This is a genomic window from Streptomyces sp. NPDC102278 (genome assembly GCF_044766345.1).
Classification (GTDB): domain Bacteria; phylum Actinomycetota; class Actinomycetes; order Streptomycetales; family Streptomycetaceae; genus Streptomyces.
The window spans coordinates 57,083-76,853 of sequence record NZ_JBIWLV010000004.1; the positions used below are offsets into that span (position 1 = coordinate 57,083).

16 protein-coding genes and 1 pseudogene are annotated in these 19,771 nt (G+C 70.0%); 6 read left to right on the forward strand and 11 right to left on the reverse strand.

The genetic code is table 11. The features are described from left to right. Positions 1–133: 133 nt before the first annotated feature. From ACIRO3_RS12530 to ACIRO3_RS12560, 7 genes are all read right to left on the reverse strand, one after another. Complete coding sequence (locus ACIRO3_RS12530) at positions 134–1,015, reverse strand: enoyl-CoA hydratase/isomerase family protein (protein ID WP_404135452.1); 882 nt, start codon at positions 1,013–1,015, stop codon at positions 134–136. Then, complete coding sequence (locus ACIRO3_RS12535) at positions 1,012–2,259, reverse strand: cytochrome P450 (protein ID WP_404135454.1); 1,248 nt, start codon at positions 2,257–2,259, stop codon at positions 1,012–1,014. The genes ACIRO3_RS12530 and ACIRO3_RS12535 overlap by 4 nt, the downstream gene beginning before the upstream one ends. Before the next feature lie 104 nt (positions 2,260–2,363). Further along, the gene (locus ACIRO3_RS12540) at positions 2,364–3,797 is read right to left on the reverse strand and encodes a cytochrome P450 (RefSeq protein ID WP_404135458.1); all 1,434 of its coding nucleotides are present in this window, start codon (positions 3,795–3,797) and stop codon (positions 2,364–2,366) included. A 10-nt stretch (positions 3,798–3,807) separates the two neighbouring features. Next, complete coding sequence (locus tag ACIRO3_RS12545) at positions 3,808–4,368, reverse strand: ATP/GTP-binding protein (protein WP_330333380.1); 561 nt, start codon at positions 4,366–4,368, stop codon at positions 3,808–3,810. Between the two features lie 3 nt (positions 4,369–4,371). Continuing rightward, positions 4,372–4,764 (reverse strand): DUF742 domain-containing protein, encoded by a 393-nt coding sequence (locus ACIRO3_RS12550; protein ID WP_404135461.1) that lies wholly within the window; start codon positions 4,762–4,764, stop codon positions 4,372–4,374. Then, positions 4,757–5,599, reverse strand: a complete 843-nt coding sequence (locus ACIRO3_RS12555) for a roadblock/LC7 domain-containing protein (protein WP_365999621.1) — start codon at positions 5,597–5,599, stop codon at positions 4,757–4,759. The genes ACIRO3_RS12550 and ACIRO3_RS12555 overlap by 8 nt, the downstream gene beginning before the upstream one ends. Further along, positions 5,596–6,783 (reverse strand): ATP-binding protein, encoded by a 1,188-nt coding sequence (locus tag ACIRO3_RS12560; RefSeq protein ID WP_404135464.1) that lies wholly within the window; start codon positions 6,781–6,783, stop codon positions 5,596–5,598. The genes ACIRO3_RS12555 and ACIRO3_RS12560 overlap by 4 nt, the downstream gene beginning before the upstream one ends. A gap of 1,216 nt (positions 6,784–7,999) precedes the next feature. On the opposite strand from ACIRO3_RS12560, the gene ACIRO3_RS12565 reads away from it, so the two are divergent. Then, positions 8,000–8,482 carry a barstar family protein gene (locus ACIRO3_RS12565; protein WP_404135467.1) on the forward strand — a complete coding sequence of 161 codons (483 nt, stop codon included), beginning with the start codon at positions 8,000–8,002 and terminating at the stop codon, positions 8,480–8,482. A gap of 16 nt (positions 8,483–8,498) precedes the next feature. On the opposite strand, the pseudogene ACIRO3_RS12570 reads toward ACIRO3_RS12565, so the two are convergent. Beyond that, positions 8,499–9,629: pseudogene (locus ACIRO3_RS12570) on the reverse strand (magnesium and cobalt transport protein CorA); the annotation flags it as partial. Between the two features lie 322 nt (positions 9,630–9,951). On the opposite strand from ACIRO3_RS12570, the gene ACIRO3_RS12575 reads away from it, so the two are divergent. Then, the gene (locus tag ACIRO3_RS12575) at positions 9,952–11,223 is read left to right on the forward strand and encodes a winged helix DNA-binding domain-containing protein (protein WP_404135470.1); all 1,272 of its coding nucleotides are present in this window, start codon (positions 9,952–9,954) and stop codon (positions 11,221–11,223) included. Between the two features lie 45 nt (positions 11,224–11,268). Next, positions 11,269–12,948 carry an AMP-binding protein gene (locus ACIRO3_RS12580; RefSeq protein WP_404135472.1) on the forward strand — a complete coding sequence of 560 codons (1,680 nt, stop codon included), beginning with the start codon at positions 11,269–11,271 and terminating at the stop codon, positions 12,946–12,948. Between the two features lie 104 nt (positions 12,949–13,052). Here the strand turns inward: ACIRO3_RS12580 and ACIRO3_RS12585 are convergent, their stop codons facing one another. Beyond that, on the reverse strand, positions 13,053–13,541 hold the full coding sequence (locus ACIRO3_RS12585; protein ID WP_361782050.1) for a glutathione peroxidase: 489 nt from the start codon (positions 13,539–13,541) through the stop codon (positions 13,053–13,055). 111 nt (positions 13,542–13,652) lie between these two features. After that, a complete protein-coding gene (locus ACIRO3_RS12590; RefSeq protein ID WP_404135475.1) occupies positions 13,653–14,552 on the reverse strand; it encodes a hypothetical protein in 900 nt (299 codons plus the stop codon). Positions 14,553–14,817: 265 nt separating this feature from the next. Here ACIRO3_RS12590 and gcl point away from each other — a divergent pair, with 265 nt between their 5' ends. Continuing rightward, on the forward strand, positions 14,818–16,596 hold the full coding sequence (gcl, locus tag ACIRO3_RS12595) for a glyoxylate carboligase (RefSeq protein WP_365999701.1): 1,779 nt from the start codon (positions 14,818–14,820) through the stop codon (positions 16,594–16,596). 212 nt (positions 16,597–16,808) lie between these two features. On the opposite strand, the gene ACIRO3_RS12600 is transcribed toward gcl, so the two are convergent. Continuing rightward, positions 16,809–17,393: a TetR/AcrR family transcriptional regulator gene (locus ACIRO3_RS12600; RefSeq protein WP_404135478.1), complete on the reverse strand. Its 585-nt coding sequence runs from the start codon at positions 17,391–17,393 to the stop codon at positions 16,809–16,811. 228 nt (positions 17,394–17,621) lie between these two features. Here ACIRO3_RS12600 and ACIRO3_RS12605 point away from each other — a divergent pair, with 228 nt between their 5' ends. Both ACIRO3_RS12605 and ACIRO3_RS12610 read left to right on the forward strand, forming a co-directional pair. After that, positions 17,622–18,671: an agmatine/peptidylarginine deiminase gene (locus tag ACIRO3_RS12605; protein WP_404135481.1), complete on the forward strand. Its 1,050-nt coding sequence runs from the start codon at positions 17,622–17,624 to the stop codon at positions 18,669–18,671. Further along, entirely contained in the window at positions 18,668–19,756 is a 1,089-nt protein-coding gene (locus ACIRO3_RS12610) for a nitrilase-related carbon-nitrogen hydrolase (RefSeq protein WP_404135484.1), read from the forward strand. The genes ACIRO3_RS12605 and ACIRO3_RS12610 overlap by 4 nt, the downstream gene beginning before the upstream one ends. Positions 19,757–19,771: the final 15 nt, after the last annotated feature.

The window sequence follows — 19,771 nt, forward strand, 5'->3', positions numbered from 1 at the left end:
CGCGCCTCGCCATGGACGGCCGGCTGCGCGAAGAGGTCCACCCCCCGACGCCGGGATCGCACGCACCTGCTCCGGCGAGTCGGACCCCTACACCCTCTCCCGGGGTGGCGCACCGCCGGGCGGCCCGGGCGGGTCAGCCCCTCGCGTGCTGGTGGAGGGTGGCTGCCAGGAGATGGGAGTCCAGCAGGGAGACGTCCGCCGTCCTGTCCGCCCGCGCGTAACCGGCCAGCATCCGTTTGGTCAGGACGAGGGCTTCGGGCGAGCGGCGGACCAGGGGTCTGGTCCAGGAATCGATCACCTTGTCCAACTGGTCCAGCGGAGCGGACCGGTGGAGCAGACCGATCCGCTCAGCCGTGGCGGCGTCGAAGACGTCGCAGGTGAGCATGAGCTCGCGGATCCTGGACGCGCCGGCCTCGGAGACCAGGCGTCCCATCGCCCCGCCCCACGCCGGCGGCAGCCCTATGCCGACCTCCGGCATGCGGAAGCGGCTGGTGTCGGCGCCGGCGCGCAGATCGCAGAAGGAGGCCAGGGCGAGACCCGCGCCGATGACCCGCCCGTGCAGTCGGGCGATGGTGACCGCGTGGGTGTTCTCCAGGGCCTGGCACAGGCGGTGCGCCTTGTCGGCGATGCGCCGCAGGGCCACCCCGGACGGGTCGGCGGCCAACGCCTCCTGGTACTCGTTGCGGTCGGCGCCCAGGCAGAAGTCCGTACCCAGCGAGGACAGCGTGAGGATCCGGACGTCGGGTCTCTCGTGGAGGTCGTCGAGCAGGGTGATGAGGTCGTCGAGGACCGCGGAGTCCAGCGTGTCCTCCTGCCCCCACGGGTTGAGGCCGACGTGCAGGACGGGCCCGTCCTGTTCGGTACGGATCGCCTTGGTGGCGGTTCGGGAGCGTACGGGGGCAGGGGCAGGGGCAGGGGCAGGGGCAGGGGCAGGGGCAGGGGCGGGGGCGTGTGCGGGAGCGGCGGGCGGGGCGGGGGCCCGACCCGGCGTGGGGATGGGGGTCAGGTCGGTCATGCGAGTGCCACGTCCAGGTTCAGCAGGCGCCGGAAGGCCACGCGGGGCGCCATCGACGGGGGGCGTACGAGGGTGAGGCGGGGCAGGCGCCGGATCAGCCGGCGCAGAAGGGTCTGCGCTTCGAGGCGGGCCAGCGGCGCGCCGAGGCAGTAGTGGATGCCGCCACTGAACGCCAGGTGGTCGGGGGTGCGTTCGGGGTCGAACCGGTCCGCGTCGCCATGTCTGGCCGGGTCCCGGTGCGCCGCTCCGATCATGAGGTGGACCATCTCGTCGCGGCGGATCTCGATGCCGCCCAGCACGGAGTCCTGCGACGCGACCCTGCTGATCACGTGGGTGGGTGGGTCGTAGCGGAGCGTCTCCTCCACGAACCCGGGTACGAGCCCGGGGTTGTCGGCGACCATGTCCCAGCGTTCCGGGCTTTCGACGAGCCTGAGCGTCATCGTCGACAGCAGGGTCGCGGTGGTTTCCAGGGCGGCCAACAGGACGAACAACACCAGGAAGTAGACGGCCTCGTCTGCCTTGTCCCGGTCGGGTTCGATCGCGTCCCACGTCCGGATCCACCGGGTGACGGGATCGTCACCGGGGTGGGAGCGCCGGTCGCGCACCAAAGCCATGAAATAGCAGCGGAGTTCGGCCGTGGCCGCGTCGGACAGGGCCAGCTGGCTGGCCGACGGAAGCAGTTCCTGCGTGAAGACCTGATCGTGTGTCAACTCGCGGAGCCGGGGCCAGTCTGCCTGCGGCAACCCCAGCCAGTCACCTATGGTGGCCACCGGCAGCTCCTCGCAGACAAGTTCCGAGAAGTCCGCCTCGCCGGTGCGTATTCGCTCCGTGAAGGCGTCGAGGAGCCGATCCGCGGTCCGGCTCACATTGCGGCCGATGCGTTCCACGGTGGCTCGGTCGAACGAGCCCGCAGCCCGTCGCACCTTGGTGTGGTCCGGGGGGTTGAGCGCGGCGAGCGTGTTGCTCATCTCGCGTGAGGAGGGCGCGTTCCAGCGCGTCCCGGGCCCCTGGCGCTCCCGCCACCGCCTGTCCGGCTCCAGCCACTGGCGGCTGCGCAGGACCTGGTCACAGGCGGCGAAACCCGTCACGGCGAAGCCGCCCCAGGGGGCGGGCACCACTTCGCCCCGCGAGAGGAGCTCGGCGTAGATCGGGAAGGGGTCGGCCTGCCCTCCGGCCGTCCGCAGACGGGAGAAGAGGGAGGCGGACGCCCGGCGGTCGTACGACGGAGTTGTGACAACCCCCATGATGGCGGCTCCTTTCTGAGAACCAGCCGCCATGCATACCCAGGTGATCGTTGGCGCATCCCCTACCACTGAGTACTCAGGAGGTTACTAGAATCACACTTGCCTCACTCGCCCCTGGTCCAGGCCAGAAAGCGGCTGAACAGGCCGCCCTTGGGCTGTGGCGCGAAACCGGCGTTCGTCCGCGAGGTGCCGGCGCGGGAGGACGAGGAGGCGGCTGCCTGCTGCCGGGGTGCCTGAGCAGCGCTCGATCCGGCCGCACCGTTCGGCCCGGCCGCTCCTGCCACACCGTTCGTACCGGCTGAACCGGCCGAGCCGGCCGCCTGGGTAACGGCCCTCGGGGTGAAGCGGATCGGGAGGGTGACCAGCGTGCGGCTCCACGGGCTCGGCGCCCAGGTGAGCGCCTTGAACGGGACGCGCAGCTCCACGTCGAGGAGCTGGTTGAGCAGCGTCTCGACCGCGGTCACGGCGATCATGAACGCCGGGTCCTTGGCGGGGCAAGCGTGCGGACCGGCCCCGAATGCCAAGTGCGCCTTGGCGCTGAGCTGTTCGCGGTGCTCGGTCAGCTTCGGATCGGTGTTGGCCGCGGCGAACGAGATGAGGATCGGGTCGTTGGTCCGGATCACCCTGCCGCCGAGCTCGACGTCGTGAGTCGGGTAGTGGGCCGCGTAGTTGGCGATCGGCGCGTAGTTCCAGAGGGTCTGGGAGACCGCGTCCTCGACCGGAAGGCCGACCTGCCAGTCCTCTCCGAGGTACAGGGCGCTGCTGGTGCCGATGGCCGCGGCCAGCGGCGCGGTGCCGCCGGAGAGCAGGGTGACCAGCTGGTGCAGCACCTCTTCGTCGCTCAGCTGGGACGAGTGCTCCATCAGGCGCGTCGTCAGGTCGTCCGTCGGCCGCCGCCGCTTGAGGGCGATCAGCTCCGTGAGCGCCCCGCCGAGTATCTCGTCGGCCCCGGGTGTTCCCTCGAAGATGCCACTGATACCGGCGATCACGCGGTCGCCGATCTCGGGCGGGCAGCCGAACAGATCGCTGAAGACCAGCAGGGGCAGCGGCTGGGCGTACTCGGCCATCAGCTCCGCCTGGCCGCGGATGTCGGTACTGAACTGACTGATCAGGTAGTTCGCCGACTGCTGTGTCTGCCTGATGAGTTGGTGCTCGTTGACCGTGGCGAGACTGTCGGTGACGGCCCGCCGCAGTCGGGCGTGTGCCGCACCGTCGCTGAAGAGCGCGTTGGGGCGGTAGCCCATCATGGGCAGTGCCGGGCTGTCGGCCGGGACGCGCCCTTCGTTGAGGGCGTTCCAGCGGCGGGAGTCGCGCACGAAGGAGGCGGGGTTCTGCAGGACGTACAGAGCGGCGTCGTAGCTCGTGACGAGCTCGGCCTGGACGTCGGGGGCGATCTCCACGGGCGCACTGGGACCGTAGGGCCGCAGCTGTGCGTAGTGGCTGTCGGGATCGGCTCCGAACGAGGGGCCGTACATCCGGACGTTCCCGTGCGCGGGGCAGCCGGGGGGTATCTCCTGCGGTTCACGTGGCTGTTGCATTCCTGCGCTCCTAGCCGAGTTGGGACATGAGGTGTTTCACGAGGGTGATGAGGGCCCGCGCGGAGGAGTTCTCGTCCCGTACGTCACACTCCACGACGGGGGTGTCGGCGGTGAGGTTCAGGGCCTCGTGCACCTCGTCGAGCGGGTAGTGCGTGGTGCCCTCGAAGTGGTTCACGGCGATGGCGTACGTCAGGCCGAACCGTTCGACGAGGTCCAGGACGGGGAAGGACTCGTGCAGTCGCTCCGGGTCGACGAGGACCAGCGCGCCCAGGGCGCCCCGGGAGAGCTCCTCCCACATCTCCTTGAAGCGCTCCTGGCCGGGCGTTCCGAAGAGGTAGAGGACCAGGGTGTCGCTGAGGGTGAGCCGGCCGAAGTCCATGGCGACGGTGGTGGTCTTCTTGTCGGGTGTGCCCGACAGGTCATCGAAGCCCACGCTGGCTTCGGTGATCTCTTCCTCGGTCCGCAGGGGCTCGATCTCGGAGAGACTGCCGATGCAGGTGGTCTTGCCGACCCCGAAGTGCCCCACTATGAGGATCTTCACCGCGTGGGAGACATCTGGATCCAGGTACACGCGTTACGCTCCGAATCGATTCTTCAGGCCCTCGAGGACGGCGCTGACCAGTTCTCTGTCGACACGTTCGGCGCGCGGTATCGGTGTCCTCGCGAGGATGAGACCGTCCTCCTCCAACTGCGCCAGCAGGATGCGGACGATGCCCAGGGGCAGGTGCGTGTGCCCCGCCACCTCGGCCACCGACAGGAAGCCGTTCGCGACCAGATCCATGACCTGCGCCGCTTCCGGGGACAGCGTGCGCGCCGCGACCTGTCCGGTCTCCGCGGCCGCCGTCACGAGCGTCGTGTGCTCGTACTCGTGGTCCGGGGGCAGCCCTCGTCCGTTCGTGATCACGAAGAGGGGGACTAACGGAGACGTCAGCTCCAGCTCTTCATCCCGTTCGAACCCGTCAGACATGGCCCGTCCCCTTCCCCGGTATCGCCGTCGCCGTCAGTCTGGGAACCACCTCGTGCAGACGCGTGGTGAACTGTTCTATGTCGCAGTCGTGTTCGGCGGCGGCGGCCAGGAACGCGTCGGGTCCGGCCGTCATCAGGAAGATCCAGCCGTGCTGGAACTCGATGACCGTCTGACGCCACTGGGCGTCCTCGGCGGCCCCCGCGAACTGGGAGGTGACCCGGCTGTAGGCGTGGATGCCCGTCATGGCCGCGGAGATCGTGTCCGCGAGATCGCGACTCATCCCGCTGGTCGCCCCGCGGGGAAGGCCGTCCGATCCCAGCAACACGGCGTGGCGGGCGCCCTTGACCTCGGACATCACCTGGTCGAGCTCACGAAGGGCGAATCCCGCGTCACCGGAACTCTGCTGCCGGTGGGCGTTCCCGCGCGGACCGCCCGCGTCCTCGGCGCTCACCCGCGGCGGTGAGGTGAGGTTGTTGCCCAGCCGGGCGACCAGCCGGTGCATGCGGAAGGAGATCTGCTGCATGTCCACATCGGGCGCGGCCGCGGCGGCGAGGTAGGAGCCCTGCCCCGCCCCGATCAGGAAGCTCCAGCCGTGCGAGAACTCGATGATGGTCTGGTTCCACTGCCGGTCCTCCTCCGGCCCGGCGAAGTGGGCCGTCGCCCGGCTCAGCGACTGCATCCCGGCCATGGCCGCGGAGATGGTGCGCACGTCCTTCTCGGCCAGGCCCTCCGTCGCCCCGCGAGGAAGGCCGTCCGCGGACAGCAGGACGGCGTGCCGTGCATGGGGCACGTTGTGCACGATGTCCTCGAGCATCCACGACAGGTCTGCGGTCATGCCTCTTTGGGCCCTTCGAACGAGGTGGCGTCAAGGTTGCGGCCGGACAGCGTGCCGCGCTGGAAGGCCCCCAGACCGCGCCCGGAAGCGCGGCCCGTCTCACCCGGGATCCGAGGCGCCGGCGAGGCGGTGTCGGGATCGGGGACGCTCGCGATGGGAGCCTGGCGTGCGCCGCGCTTGGGCAGACCGTGCATCGTCCGCGACGTCGCGCTCTGCGGCCGGCTCTCGGTGACGCGCCGGATGTCGCTGACCGGAGCCTCCTGGACGGGCGGTATCTCCTCCATGGTCCACAGCTCCTCGGGCAAGAGGACGACGGCCCTGACGCCGCCGTACCGGGAGACTCCGGTGACGTCGACCCTGAAACCGTGCTGACGCGCGATCAGGCCGATGACCGGGAAGCCGAACTTCGGCTGGGTCCCGAGCTGCGACAGTCGGGGGGCGACTTCCCCGGAGAGCAGCGCGGTCGCCCGCTGCCGCTCCTCGTCGTTCATGCTGACACCGGCGTCGTCGATGACGATGCACAGGTTGTTCTGCACGCGCTGGAACGTCACCTCGATCGGCGCGTCCTGCTGCGAGAAACTCGCGGCGTTGTCGAGCAGCTCCGCAACGGCGAGGGCGACGGGCGCGACCGCGGACGCCTTCAGGGCGAGACTGGTCTGCTGCATGATGGCGACCCGGTGGAAGTTGCGGATCTGGCCCTGGGCGCTGCGCACCACGTCGTAGACGGCGGCGGGCCTGTTGCGCCGGCCGAGCGGCGCACCGCACATCACGGCGATGCCCTGAGCCTTGCGCGCCATCTGGGCGTTGGCGTGGTTGACGTCCAACAGATCGCTGAGGACGCCGTGTCCGCCGTACTTGCGCTGGATGCCGTCCAAAAGCGTCGTCTGCTCGGCCGCGAGGCTCTGCAAGAGGCTGGCGGCGCCCTTGAGGACGGCCTTGGTGTTCTCCTCCGCCGCCTCCTTGGCCTCGCGGAGCGTGGCGTCCTGCTCGCCCCGGAACCTCTGCAACTCGGCGCGCGCCGCGTGCAGATGGCTGTCCGCCGCGAGCAACCGGTCCCTCAGTTCGGCCTCGGTATGCTTCTTCTTCGCCCCCAAAGCCCTGTTGCGGGCGGCGAGTGCCACGACCGCGACAACGGCTATCGCCGCCACCGCAACCAAGCACCACACAAGTGCGTCTCGATTCATGGAAACCTTCCCGGCGCATGGCATGCGGACGGCTGCAGATACACCTCGCGAGGCCCCGCAACACAGCTGATCGGCACGGTTCACCTGCGGTTACGCGGAGAACACGGTGCCGATCACATCAGCATCTGCATCAAAACGGATCAAGATCACAGATGCGGGGATGCTATCACCGGATCTTCGACACCCTGGACGCCCTCCGCGGCACCCCACGCGCCCAACCCGGCTGTGGCAAAGGCGGGTTGTCGTGGCCCTTCGACCTCGCATCCGCCGCCGGTCACCCTTCCCGTTGCCGATTCGCCGGCAGTTCTTCACGAGAGAGGTGACAATCCCTCACATCGCACCGCTACACCGCCGACCAAACCCTCACCAGACCTCATCGGCGGGCGGATCGCGCCCGGTTCGTCGACGCCGATACGTGTGTTGAGGTGCCGCCGCACCGGGGGACAAGCGCCGGTCCGACGTGATCAAGCCGGCGCGATTGGCTGGTACTCGATGCTCGCGAGCGGGGCTTCACTCAACGGCGCTGATGTGCCAACTACAGCCAGTCGCGCTTCCTGAAGGGCAGCGTCGGCGCCGTGGTCCCTCGCGAGTCCCCCCCGGTGGCGCCGCATGGCAGTACGCGTACGACGCACTCGGCCGCCGCAGGTCCACGCAACGCCTCGCGGCCGACGGCATGACGCCCCTGACCCAGCGAGAACGCCTCCTGGACCGGGACGCTCCCCAAGGGGTCGTATATTCACGCTTCTTCATCATCGTCACCGACTTGGTGGGCGCCCTCGTAGAGCTGATCGACGAGCCCGGCGCACCGGCCTGGCGCACCCACACCACTCTGTGGGGCACCACAGCCTGGGCGCCCACCGACAGGGCGTACACACCACTTCGTTTCCCAGGTCAGTACTTCGACCCAGAATCGGGTCTTCACTACAACTAGTTCCGCCACTACGACCCCGAAACCGCCCGCTACCTCAGCCACGCCCCCCAGGCTTCACTCCGGCGCCCAACCCTGCGGCCTACGTTCCCAATCCCCGCACGTGGGTCGATCCCGCAGGGCGGGCCCGGGTTCTGCGGGCCGAAGTGGTGGACTGAGCCATTTGACAACAGCGGCAGAAACAACGCCTACCAGCTTCCCACCCACGAACTTTCAGGAAAGCGCCTACTACGCGCCAACTCGCCAACAGACGTACATTGTGGGCGAAAGTCCCAGATGGGTGAACTGATGACAGAAGAGGAACCGACGATCCGCATCGCCCCGTGGATGCACGTCATCACAACAGGCGGCTTCGTACGTCTTGATGAACTGCTGCCCACGTCGGGTAGTGTTTACGTGGCCCGACTGAATGGGCGGGACATGACCGACGAGATATCAACGTTCCGGCAGTTCGATGAATTGCTGAAGTTTCCCAAGTATTTCGGATGGAACTGGAATGCGTTCTATGACTGCCTTCGTGATCTTCAATGGCTTTCATCGGACCATCATGTCCTCGTTGTCGACTCCGCTGAGAATGTCCTTTCCGAGGACGGTGTTGCTCGCGAGGAGTTTTTCAGAACCCTGTGGCGTGCCGGTCAGCGGTGGTCCTACGTCAAGAGGCCCGAGGGCGTCACGCTCAGCAAACTCTCCGTCGTCCTGTCATGCGGCAAGGAGTCCGCTTCCGGCCTCGCAAGACGGCTTGGAGCACTCCAGGCCCCACCGAGCTCCTAGGCGACCGGGCTGCCTGTCATAGCCAGTCGCGCTTCTTGAAGATGACGTACAGGCTGACGCAGACCACTGCCATCAGCAGGACCGCGAAGGGGTAGCCGAGGGCCCACTTGAGTTCCGGCATGGTGTCGAAGTTCATGCCGTAGATGGTGCCGACCAGGGTGGGGGCGAAGAGGATGGCGGCCCAGGCGGAGATCTTCTTGATCTCCTCGTTCTGTTCGAAGCCGGCTTCGGCCAAGGCGCGCATCTCGGCGTTCTGTTGTTGGGAGACCAGGGTGGCGTTGACCGTCAGGATTTCGGTCAGGGCTTGGCGGAAGCCGTCGACGCGTTCGCTGGTGTGGGTCACGTGGTCGGCTACGTCGCGGAGGTAGCGCTGGAGTTCCTCGTCCGTGCCGTACTTGGCGAAGCCGGCCATCAGGCTGTGGAGCATGCCGACCAGTGGGCGGGTGGCGCGCTGGAATTCGACCATCTCGCGGGAGAGCGCGTAGATGCGGCGGGAGACCTCGGGGTCGCCGCGGAAGACCTCGGTCTCGATCTCGTCCATGTCGTTCTGGACGCCTTCGACCACCGGGGCGTACCCGTCGACGACCGCGTCGAGGATGGCGTACAGGGCGGCTTCCGGGCCGAGGGAGAGGAGGTCGGGGGTTTCCTCCATGCGGCGGCGGACGGCGGAGAGGTCGGGGGCCGCGCCGTGGCGGACCGTGATGAGGAAGTCCGGGCCGACGAAGACGTGGAGCTCGCCGAAGTCGACCTCCTCCAGGGCGTCCAGGTACCGGGCGGCGCGCAGGACGACGAAGAGGGTGTCGCCGTAGCGCTCCAGCTTGGGACGTTGGTGTGCCTCCAGTGCGTCCTCGATGGACAGCGGGTGGAGGTTGAACTCGGTTGCTAGGGAGTGGAGTTCTGCTTCCGTCGGGCGGTGCAGGCCGATCCAGGCCATTCCGTCGGGCTGTTCGCGCAGTTGCCGGAAGGTATCGGCGAGTGTGCCGGGGGACGCGGCGCGCCGGCCGTCGCGGTAGACGGCGGAGTCGATCACGCTGCGGTGGTTCGGGGGCGTGGGTTCCGGCGACGCGGGGCCCGGGGTGGACGCCGATGCCGGGGGAGTGGTGGGCGGGGGGCCGGCCGGTGAGGAGGGCCGGAGCCACCCCGTACGCCGCGACGATGACCCTGACGATCCCGATGACCTCGATGATCCCGATGAGGTCGACGAGCCGCCCGAGCCGCCCGAGACCGAGGAGCCCGACAAGCCTGACGAGCCCGAGGGACCCGACGAGCCCGACAAGCCTGACGAGTCTGGATGGGAACCCGGCGATCCCGACGGCGTGGACGGGCGGCGGTGTGGGCGCTCCGGCATCGCGGCTCAGCTCCCGGTGGTCGGTCGGACGTGTGTTTGGGGGCAAGGGGAAGGGTATAGGGGGGAATGCGCCGGGAGGTTGCGGACCGTTCCTGTCCGCATGCCGGGCTAGCGTGCTGTCATGGCCTCCAGAACCGATCCCGTACTCGACACCCGCGCACTGAACCGTGCCACGCTGGCCCGCCAGCTGTTGCTGAGCCGCGCCGAGACGTCGGCGCGGGACGCCGTCGCGCACCTCGTCGGGCTCCAGGCGCAGAACGTCAAACCGCCGTACTTCCAGCTGCACGCCCGGCTCGCCGGGTTCAGGCCCGCCGAGCTGGCCGGGCTGATGGAAGCCCGCCAGGTGGTCCGGATGGTCACCTTGCGTTCCACCATCCACACCCACACGGCTGACGACGCGCTGACGCTGCGGCCGCTGGTCCAGGCGGCTCGCGACCGTGAGGTCAACCAGTTCCGCAAGGGCCTCGTCGGGGTGGACCTGGACCGGCTGGCCCTGGACGCGCGCGCGTTCGTGGAGGCCGAACCGCGCACCATGGGGGAGATCCGGGAGGAGCTCCTCAAGGCGTGGCCCGACGCCGACCCGCAGTCCCTGTCCGTCGCCGCGCGCTGCCTGTTGCCGCTCGTACAGGTGACCCCGCGCGGGGTGTGGGGGCGCGGCGGGCAGGTACGGCTCACCACCGTGGAGAACTGGCTCCGGCGGCCGGTCGGGGAGGCGCAGAGCGTCGACGACGTGGTGCTGCGGTACCTGGGCGCCTTCGGCCCCGCCTCGGTGAAGGACATGCAGACCTGGGCCGGGCTGACGCGGTTGAAGGAGCCGTTCGAGCGGTTGCGGCCGCGGCTGCTCACCTTCCGCGACGAGAACGGCGTCGAGCTGTTCGACCTGCCCGACGCGCCGCGGCCCGATCCCGGAACGCCGGCCCCGCCACGCTTCCTTCCCGAGTTCGACAACCTGCTGCTCTCCCACGCCGACCGGTCGCGCGTGGTCGCCCCGGAGCTGAAGGGCCGTACCTGGAGCGGCAACCAGGCCCACCGCGTGCTGCTGCTCGACGGTTTCCTCGGCGGGCTGTGGAAGGCGGACGCCGGGGTGCTCACGGTGGAACTCTTCGGCCCGGCGTCACGGGCGCGGAAGGAGGAGATCGTCGCCGAGGGGGAGGCGCTGCTCGCGGACATGGCCGATACGCCGGCGGGTGCCGACACGCCGGCCGGTGCCGGTGCCGGTGCCGGTGCCGGTACCGGTGGAACGGTCGAGCCCTCGGCCGCACCCGGATCGGCGTTCTCGGTCGAACCCGGAGCACCGCCCTCGGTCGAACCCGGATCGGCGCCCTCGGCCGGGCCCGGTGCCGCGCCCGCGAACGGCACCGTCTCCGTGCGCTTCGGGTCAATCCGAGGCTGACGGCGGCCTGGTGGTGTCCGTGTCCGGCGCGGCACGATGCCTCCCATGACGGAGAACAGCGCCACCCACACCTTCCTGGCCGCGCGGGATTTCCTGCTCGAACGTCGCGGGGACTACGACGCCGCCCACGCCGGGTTCACCTGGCCCCGCCCCGAGCGGTTCAACTGGGCCCTCGACTGGTTCGACCACCTCGCCCGGGGGAACACGGCCGACGCCCTGCGCATCGTCGAGGAGGACGGAACGAGCGAGGGAGTGTCCTTCGAGGAGCTGAGCGCGCGTTCGGCGGCCGCGGCGAACTGGCTGCGCGCCCAAGGTGTCGCGGCGGGCGACCGGATCCTGGTCATGCTCGGCAACCAGAGCGAACTGTGGGACGTCATGCTCGCCGCGATGAAGATGCGGGCCGTGGTCATCCCCGCCACCCCGCTGCTCGGGGCCGCCGACCTCCGCGACCGGGTCGAACGGGGCCGGGTACGGCACGTCATCGCGCGCGCCGAGGACACGGGCAAGTTCGCCGAGGTGCCCGGCGCCTATACCCGGATCGCCGCCGGCGCCGAGGTCCCGGCGGGCTGGCTGCGACTGGCCGACTTCCACACCGCCGACCGGAGCTTCAGCCCGGACGCGGAGACCCTGGCCGGCGACCCGCTGATGCTGTACTTCACCTCGGGGACCACCGCCCGTCCCAAGCTCGTCGAGCACACCCACGCCTCGTACCCGATCGGGCACCTCTCCACCATGTACTGGCTCGGGCTGCGACCCGGCGACGTGCACCTCAACATCGCCTCGCCCGGGTGGGCCAAGCACGCCTGGTCCAACCTCTTCGCACCCTGGAACGCCGGCGCGACCGTCTTCGTCCACAACTACGCGCGCTTCGACGCCGAGCGGCTCATGGCCGAGATGGACCGGGGCGGCGTCACCACCTTCTGCGCCCCGCCGACCGTCTGGCGGATGCTGATCCAGTCCGACCTCACCCGGCTCCGGAACCCCCCGCGCGAGGCGGTCGCCGCGGGTGAACCGCTCAACCCGGAGGTCATCGAGAGGATCCGCGAGGCCTGGGGCGTGACCATCCGCGACGGATTCGGTCAGACGGAGACGACCCTCCAGGTGGGCAACTTCCCGGGGGTGCCCGTCAAGCCGGGCTCCATGGGCCGTCCGTCACCCGGCTACGAGATCGTGCTCCTGGACTCCGTCACCGGCAAGGAGTCCGATCGGGAGGGCGAGGTCTGCGTGGACCTGCGGACCCGTCCCGCCGGGGTGATGACCGGCTACCGCGATGACCCGGACCGCACCGCGGAGGCCATGGCGGACGGCCTCTACCGCACGGGGGACATCGCCTCGCGCGACGCGGACGGCTACCTCACCTACGTGGGGCGGGCGGACGACGTGTTCAAGGCCTCGGACTACAAGATCAGCCCGTTCGAGCTGGAGAGCGCCCTGCTGGAGCACGAGGCCGTGGCCGAGGCCGCCGTGGTCCCGGCCCCGGACCCGCTCCGGCTGGCGGTGCCGAAGGCGTACATCACGCTCGCCGCCGGATGGGAGCCGGGGAAGGAGACGGCCCGGCTGCTGTTCGAGCACTCCCGGGCGGTGCTCTCCCCGTACAAGAGGGTCCGCCGCATCGAGTTCGGGGAGCTGCCGAAGACCGTGTCCGGCAAGATCCGCCGGGTCGAGCTGCGCGAGCTCACCGAGGCCGGGTCCGGGACGGAGTACGACGAGGCCGACCTGGACTGAGCCGAGCCGGCGCGCCGCACACCGGCCTCGCGTCCGTGTCGGGCGCGCCGGCCACCGGCCTCGCGTCGGTTTCGGGTACTCCGGACACCGGCCTCGCGTCGGCCTTACGCGGGCAGCTGGGCCTCGATCGCCGCGACGATCTCGGGGGACTCGGGCTCGGTGCGCGGCCGGAAGCGGCCGACGACCTCGCCGGCGGGGGAGATCAGGAACTTCTCGAAGTTCCACTGGATGTCCCCCGCCTCACCCTCGGCGTCCGGGGTCTTCACCAGTTCCGTGTACAGCGGGTGCCGGTTCTCGCCGTTGACCTCGGACTTCTCCAGCATGGGGAAGGTGACCCCGAAACCGGCCGCGCAGAAGGTCTGGATGTCGTCCGCGGTGCCGGGCTCCTGGCCGCCGAACTGGTTGCACGGCACGCCGATCACCGTGAACCCCTTCTTCTCGTACGCGAACTGCAGGCGGGCGAGGCCCGAGTACTGGGGGGTGAGTCCGCACTGCGAGGCGGTGTTCACCAGCAGGATCGCCTTGCCCTTGTGCGCCGCGAGGCTGGTGGGCTCGTCGTCCAGGGTGGTCAGCGGAATGTCGTACAGGCTCATCGGGCTCTCCTCGGCGGGAAGGGCGGTCAAGGCCTCCGAGCCTAGTACCACGCCGTTGATCACGATCTTCCCGGTCGAGCGGCGGCGACGGCGGCCCCTGCCGCCCGCGGCTCAGGCCCCCGACGCGATCAATCGGTCCGCCGGATCGTTGACCGGCTGCGGCATGCCCGTCAGGTCCATGACGAACAGCGGTATCCCCAGGTGGTCCGCCCGCTCGCGGGCCTCCGTCGTGTAGCCGGCGAGGGAGAAGTAGACGCTCGCGGCCGAGACCGTGAGCCCGTTCAGCCACACGCACTCCACCGCCCGCAGCCCGGCCGGCGCCGTCGTCGGGTCCACCTGCGCCACCACCCCGGGAGCCCGCAGGTCCACCGCCGCGGCGGGGGTCGGCGGCCCGTCGGGCCGGCGTACGTCACGGAAGCCGAGCCAGCGCAGGTACAACGCGGCCGTGACCACCGCGTCCCGGCCGGTCCGGATGGTCACCGGCCGAAACGGCGCCCGATCCGCAGCGGGAGGCTCCGCGGCAGGCGGGTCCGCGGCGGGAGGCTCGGCAACGGGTGGGCCCGCGGCGGGCGGGTCCGCCGGTACCGCGGACCCGGGCGCGGAATCCGCGCCGAACGAGGACCACCCCGCCCCGGACGCCGCCCCCGGCTCCTCGGACCGTATGTCGCCCCTCGGCCCCCGCATCCCCCACATTCCCCGCGCCTCGGGGACGGGTCCGGGTGCGGGCGGGGCGGGATCACCGGATCCCGGCGGATGGACGGGTATCAGCGCCACGGTCCCGCACGCGGCGCACCCCACCTCCGGGCGCGGCCACTCGCTCTCCCGGCCGCAGGCCTCGCACCGCACCGCCACCCAGCTGTCCGACCAACTGCGGCGGGTCAGGGGCGCGGTCGGCGCCGCCAGGTTCAGCGGTGGCGTGACCGGGCTCCCGCAGGCGCAGGGGAAGACCGGCGCGCTGTACGTGTTCTCGCGCCGGCACGTCGGGCAGCGCACCGGTACCGCTTCCGCCATGAGGCCGGACCCCCTCCGTCGCTGTGCGTGGGTCCATGCTCCACCACCGGCGACGGTCGGGGCGTGCACCTCCTCGATTTTCCGTCGCGCCATGGTCATTCGTACAAGTCACCGAGCGAGAAGCGGCTTTTGGTGGGTTCCGGGGTGGCGAACCGCCTTGACGCACCCGGGAGTGGCCGCTTAGCTTGTTCCGTATAGCAGAACAAAACTTCCGGATTACGGAAAAGCCTGACCGCCAGACCCGCAGGAGAACTCGATGCCTCGTATGACAGCCGCCGCCGCTGCAGTGGAGATCCTCAAGCGCGAGGGCGTTTCGCAAGCGTTCGGCGTGCCCGGCGCTGCGATCAACCCGTTCTACCGCGAGCTCAAGAACGTCGGTGGCATCAACCACACCCTCGCCCGCCACGTCGAGGGCGCCTCGCACATGGCCGAGGGGTACACCCGCACGACGCCGGGCAACATCGGTGTCTGCATCGGTACGTCCGGCCCCGCCGGCACCGACATGATCACCGGCCTCTACTCGGCCATCGCGGACTCGATCCCGATCCTGTGCATCACCGGTCAGGCCCCGGTCGCGAAGCTGCACAAGGAAGACTTCCAGGCCGTCGACATCGCCTCGATCGCCAAGCCCGTCACGAAGGCCGCGACCACGGTCCTGGAGGCCGCGCAGGTCCCCGGCGTGTTCCAGCAGGCCTTCTACCTGATGCGCTCCGGCCGCCCCGGCCCGGTCCTCATCGACCTGCCGATCGACGTCCAGCTGACCGAGATCGAGTTCGACCCCGACCTCTACGAGCCGCTGGCCGTGCACAAGCCCGCCGCGACCCGCAAGCAGGCCGAGAAGGCCATCCAGTTCCTGCTGGAGTCCGAGCGCCCGCTGATCGTCGCCGGTGGCGGCATCATCAACGCCGACGCCTCCGACCTGCTGGTCGAGTTCGCCGAGCTGACCGGTGTCCCGGTCATCTCCACCCTCATGGGCTGGGGCGTCATCCCCGACGACCACGAGCTCGCCGCCGGCATGGTCGGTGTCCAGACCTCGCACCGCTACGGCAACGCGACGTTCCTGGAGTCGGACTTCGTCCTGGGCATCGGCAACCGCTGGGCCAACCGTCACACCGGTTACAACCTGGACGCGTACCTCGGTGACCGCAAGTTCGTCCACGTGGACATCGAGCCCACCCAGATCGGCAAGATCTTCGCCCCCGACCTCGGCATCGCCTCCGACGCCAAGGCCGCGCTGGAGATCTTCATCGAGGTCGCCAAGGAGCTGAAGGCCGAGGGCAAGCTGCCCGACTTCAGCGGCTGGGTCGCCTCGCACCTGGAGCGCAAGGGCACGCTCCAGCGCCGTACGCACTTCGACAACATCCCCATGAAGCCGCAGCGCGTCTACGAGGAGATGAACAAGGCCTTCGGCCCGGAGACCCGCTACGTCACCACGATCGGTCTCTCCCAGATCGCCGGCGCGCAGATGCTGCACGTCTTCAAGCCGCGCCACTGGATCAACTGCGGCCAGGCCGGCCCGCTCGGCTGGACGATCCCGGCCGCGCTGGGTGTCGCCACCGCCGACCCGCAGACCCCCGTCGTCGCCCTCTCCGGCGACTACGACTTCCAGTTCATGCTGGAGGAGCTGGCGGTCGGTGCGCAGCACAAGATCCCGTACGTCCACGTCCTGGTGAACAACGCCTACCTGGGTCTGATTCGTCAGGCGCAGGGTGGTCTGGGCATCAACTTCGAGGTCAACCTCGAATTCGAGAACATCAACGCCCCCGAGCTGGGCGTCTACGGCGTCGACCACGTCAAGGTCGTCGAGGGCCTGGGCTGCAAGGCGATCCGGGTCACCGACCCGAACGAGCTGGGTGCCGCCCTGGAGGAGGCCAAGAAGCTCGCCGCCGAGTACAGCGTCCCGGTGGTCGTCGAGGCGATCCTGGAGCGCGTCACCAACATCTCGATGAGCAAGACGGTCGACATGAGCGACGTCACCGAGTTCGAGGAGCTCGCGACCGAGCCGGGCCACGCCCCGACCGCGATCCGCCCGCTGACCGTCTGACCGTCTGACCGTCTGGGCGTCTGAGCGTCTGGGCGTGAAGCGGTAGGTCGTGTTCGCCACGACCCCGACGGCCCCCGTCCCTCCGGCAGGAGGGGCGGGGGCCGTTCCGCGTTCCGCCACGGGGGCCGCGGGGGCGCCGGGTCAAGCGGACACCGGGCCGCGGGGGTCGCCGGGGTCGTTCGGGGGGCCACCCGGACGCCCCGGCGCGGGAGTCACTTTCCGGGATGCGTGCCGAGTTCCGCGTCCAGCGCGCCCGCGATCAGGTCGCGGGCGCGGTCCAGGGCCAGCGAACCGCTCAACCAGCGCTCGCTCAACCCCTCCACCAGCGCGGTCAGCCGCTCGGCGACGTCCAGCGGGACCGCCCGGGGGTCGGCGAGGCCCGCCACCTGGGCGTCCATGATCGAATCGGCGGTGTCCCGGTTCCACGTGCGGGTGGAGTCCGCCAGCGTCTCGCGCAGGTCCGTGTCGAAGATCGCGCTGGCCCGCAACTCCCCCCAGGCGATGCTGTTCTCGCGGACCCGGGTGGTGTCCTGGAGCTCGCTCAGCAGCAACTGGAGCAGTACGCCCCGGGCGTCCTCGGAGTCGTCGAGCGCCTCGTCGGTGTAGCCGGTGGCGCGGTCGCTGATGAAGGCGAGGGTCCGCTGGATCAAGCCGGCCCGGTCCTTGAAGTGGTAATAGATCAGCGCCGTGGACACCCCGGCCTCGGACGCCAGCTCCTCGACGCGCAGTCCCCTGACGCCGTTGCGGGCGATCACGCGTACGGCTGCTTCCAAGATCAACGATTGGCGATCGGCCACTCTTGTTCGCACCTTTCGGGTCCCTACCTCTTGACTGACCTTTCAGTCAGGTCCCACGATAGCTCCCACCGAGGTTACTGACCGGATTTTCAGTCACCGTTCACCTGACTGAAATTTCAGTCAGGATGCGTTCGCGAGGTCGCCGGGGTGCACGCCGGCCGCGATCACCCTCCTCGTACCCGTCCCATCAGCCCCACCAGCCCAGCCCGCACCAAAGGAGCACCTCCCATGAGTCCGCTGAGTCCGCCGAGTCCGCCGACCCCGACGTACCCCCGCATGCCCGCCGAGTGGGCCGAGCACGAGGCCTGCCTGATGGCGTGGCCCACCCGGCCCGCCCTGTGGGGGCCGGCCTTCGAAGCGGCGCGGCGCGAGTACGCGGCGGTGGCCCGTGCCATCGCCGACTTCGAACCGGTCGTCATGATCGCCGCGGCCGACTCGGTGGACGGGGCCCGCGCCGTCTTCGGCGACGATCCCGGCATCGAGGTGATCGAGCTGCCGATCGACGACTCCTGGCTCCGCGACTCCGGCCCGATCTTCGCCTACGACGAGCAGGGCGACCGGGTGGGCGTCGACTTCCGCTTCAACGCCTGGGGCGAGAAGCACTACCCCTGGACCGCCGACGACAAGCTCGCCTCGCTCCTCCTGGACCGGCTCGGCATCCCGCGCGCGCACTCCTCGATGATCCTCGAAGGCGGTGCCGTCACCGTCGACGGCGAAGGCACCCTGATCGCCACCGAGCAGTGCCTGTTGCACCCGAACCGCAACCCGCGCATGAGTCGCGCGGAGATCGAGGACGAGATCAAGCGCCGGCTCGGCGTGGAGAAGATCATCTGGCTCCCGTACGGCGGTCTGGAGGACACCGAGACCGACGGGCACGTCGACGGCGTCGCCGCCTTCGTCGCCCCCGCCACCGTGGTCGTCTCCCTCCCCGAGGACCCCGCCCACCCCGACCACGCCCGGATGCGCGCCAACCTCGCCGTCCTGGAGGCCTCCACCGACGCCCGCGGTCGCGCCCTGCGGGTCGTCGCCGTCCCGCAGACCACCCACGGCGAGGTCGAGGGGAACCCGGTCGAGGTCTGCTACCTGAACTTCTACCTCGCCAACGGGGGCTGCGTGGTGCCCGTCGGCGGTACGCCCGAGGACGAGGCCGCCCTCGCCGTCCTCGCCGAGGCCCTGCCCGGCCGCAAGGTGGTCGGAGTCCCCGCGCCCGTCCTCGCGTTCGGCGGCGGCGGTGTCCACTGCATCACCCAGCAACTCCCGAAGGACCTGAACGCATGAGCACCGACACCACCCACACCGCGCCTGGCACCCCCTCGCCCGGCACCCCCGCGCACGAGCCCACCGGTACCACCCGCACCGCCGACACCACCCCCACCCGCACCACCGGCACCACCCGCACCCTCGTGCGCACCGCCCCCACCACGTACGAGCTGCTCGTCAGCGACGGTTCCCCGCTCGGGTCCCCCGCCCGCACGGAGCCCGCCGAGCGCGTCCCGCTGCGCGTCGGCCTGGTGCAGATGCGCTGGTACGCCGACCAGGACGAGCACGACGAGCGCCTGCGCGAGGGCGTGCGCATCGCCGCGGCCGAGGGCGCCGAGGTGGTCTGCCTGCCCGAGCTCACCCGCAGCCCCTACTTCTGCAACACCGACGACCCCATGGGCGACGGCGCCGCCCGCCACCTGGAGGACCTGGAGGGCGGCCCCACCGTCGCCCTGGCCGCCGAACTCGCCGGCGAGCTCGGCATCACGGTGCACGCCTCCCTCTACGAGCGCGCCGAGGACGGCGGGCTGGGCTACAACACGGCGGTGTGCGTGGACGAGGGCGGCAAGCTCCTCGCCCGTACCCGCAAGAACCACATCCCCGCCTTCCCCGGCTACCGCGAGGACCTCTGTTTCCGTCCGGGCGACAGCGGCTTCCCGGTGGCCTTCCTCGAAGGGGCCCGCTTCGGCTTCCCGACCTGCTGGGACGAGTGGTTCCCGGAACTCGCGCGCGCCTACGGCCTGCACGGGGCCGAGATCCTCGTCCACCCGACCGCCATCGGCTCCGAGGTGGACCTCCCGGACTTCGACACCCGGCCGATGTGGGAGCACGCGATCAGCGCCAACGGCCTCGCCAACGCGCTCTTCATGATCGTTCCCAATCGGGTCGGCACCGAGGGCCGCTCCACCTTCTACGGCTCCTCCTTCATCTCCGACCCCTACGGCCGTGTCATGCTGCGCGCCCCGCGCGACCGGCCCGCGGTGCTCGTCGCCGACCTGGACCTCGACCAGCGCCGCGACTGGCTCGACTTCGGACTGATGCAGACCCGCCGCCCCGAGCTGTACGGCCGGCTCACCGAGCCACTCGACGCGCAGTCCCACTGACCAGCAGGTCCTCCC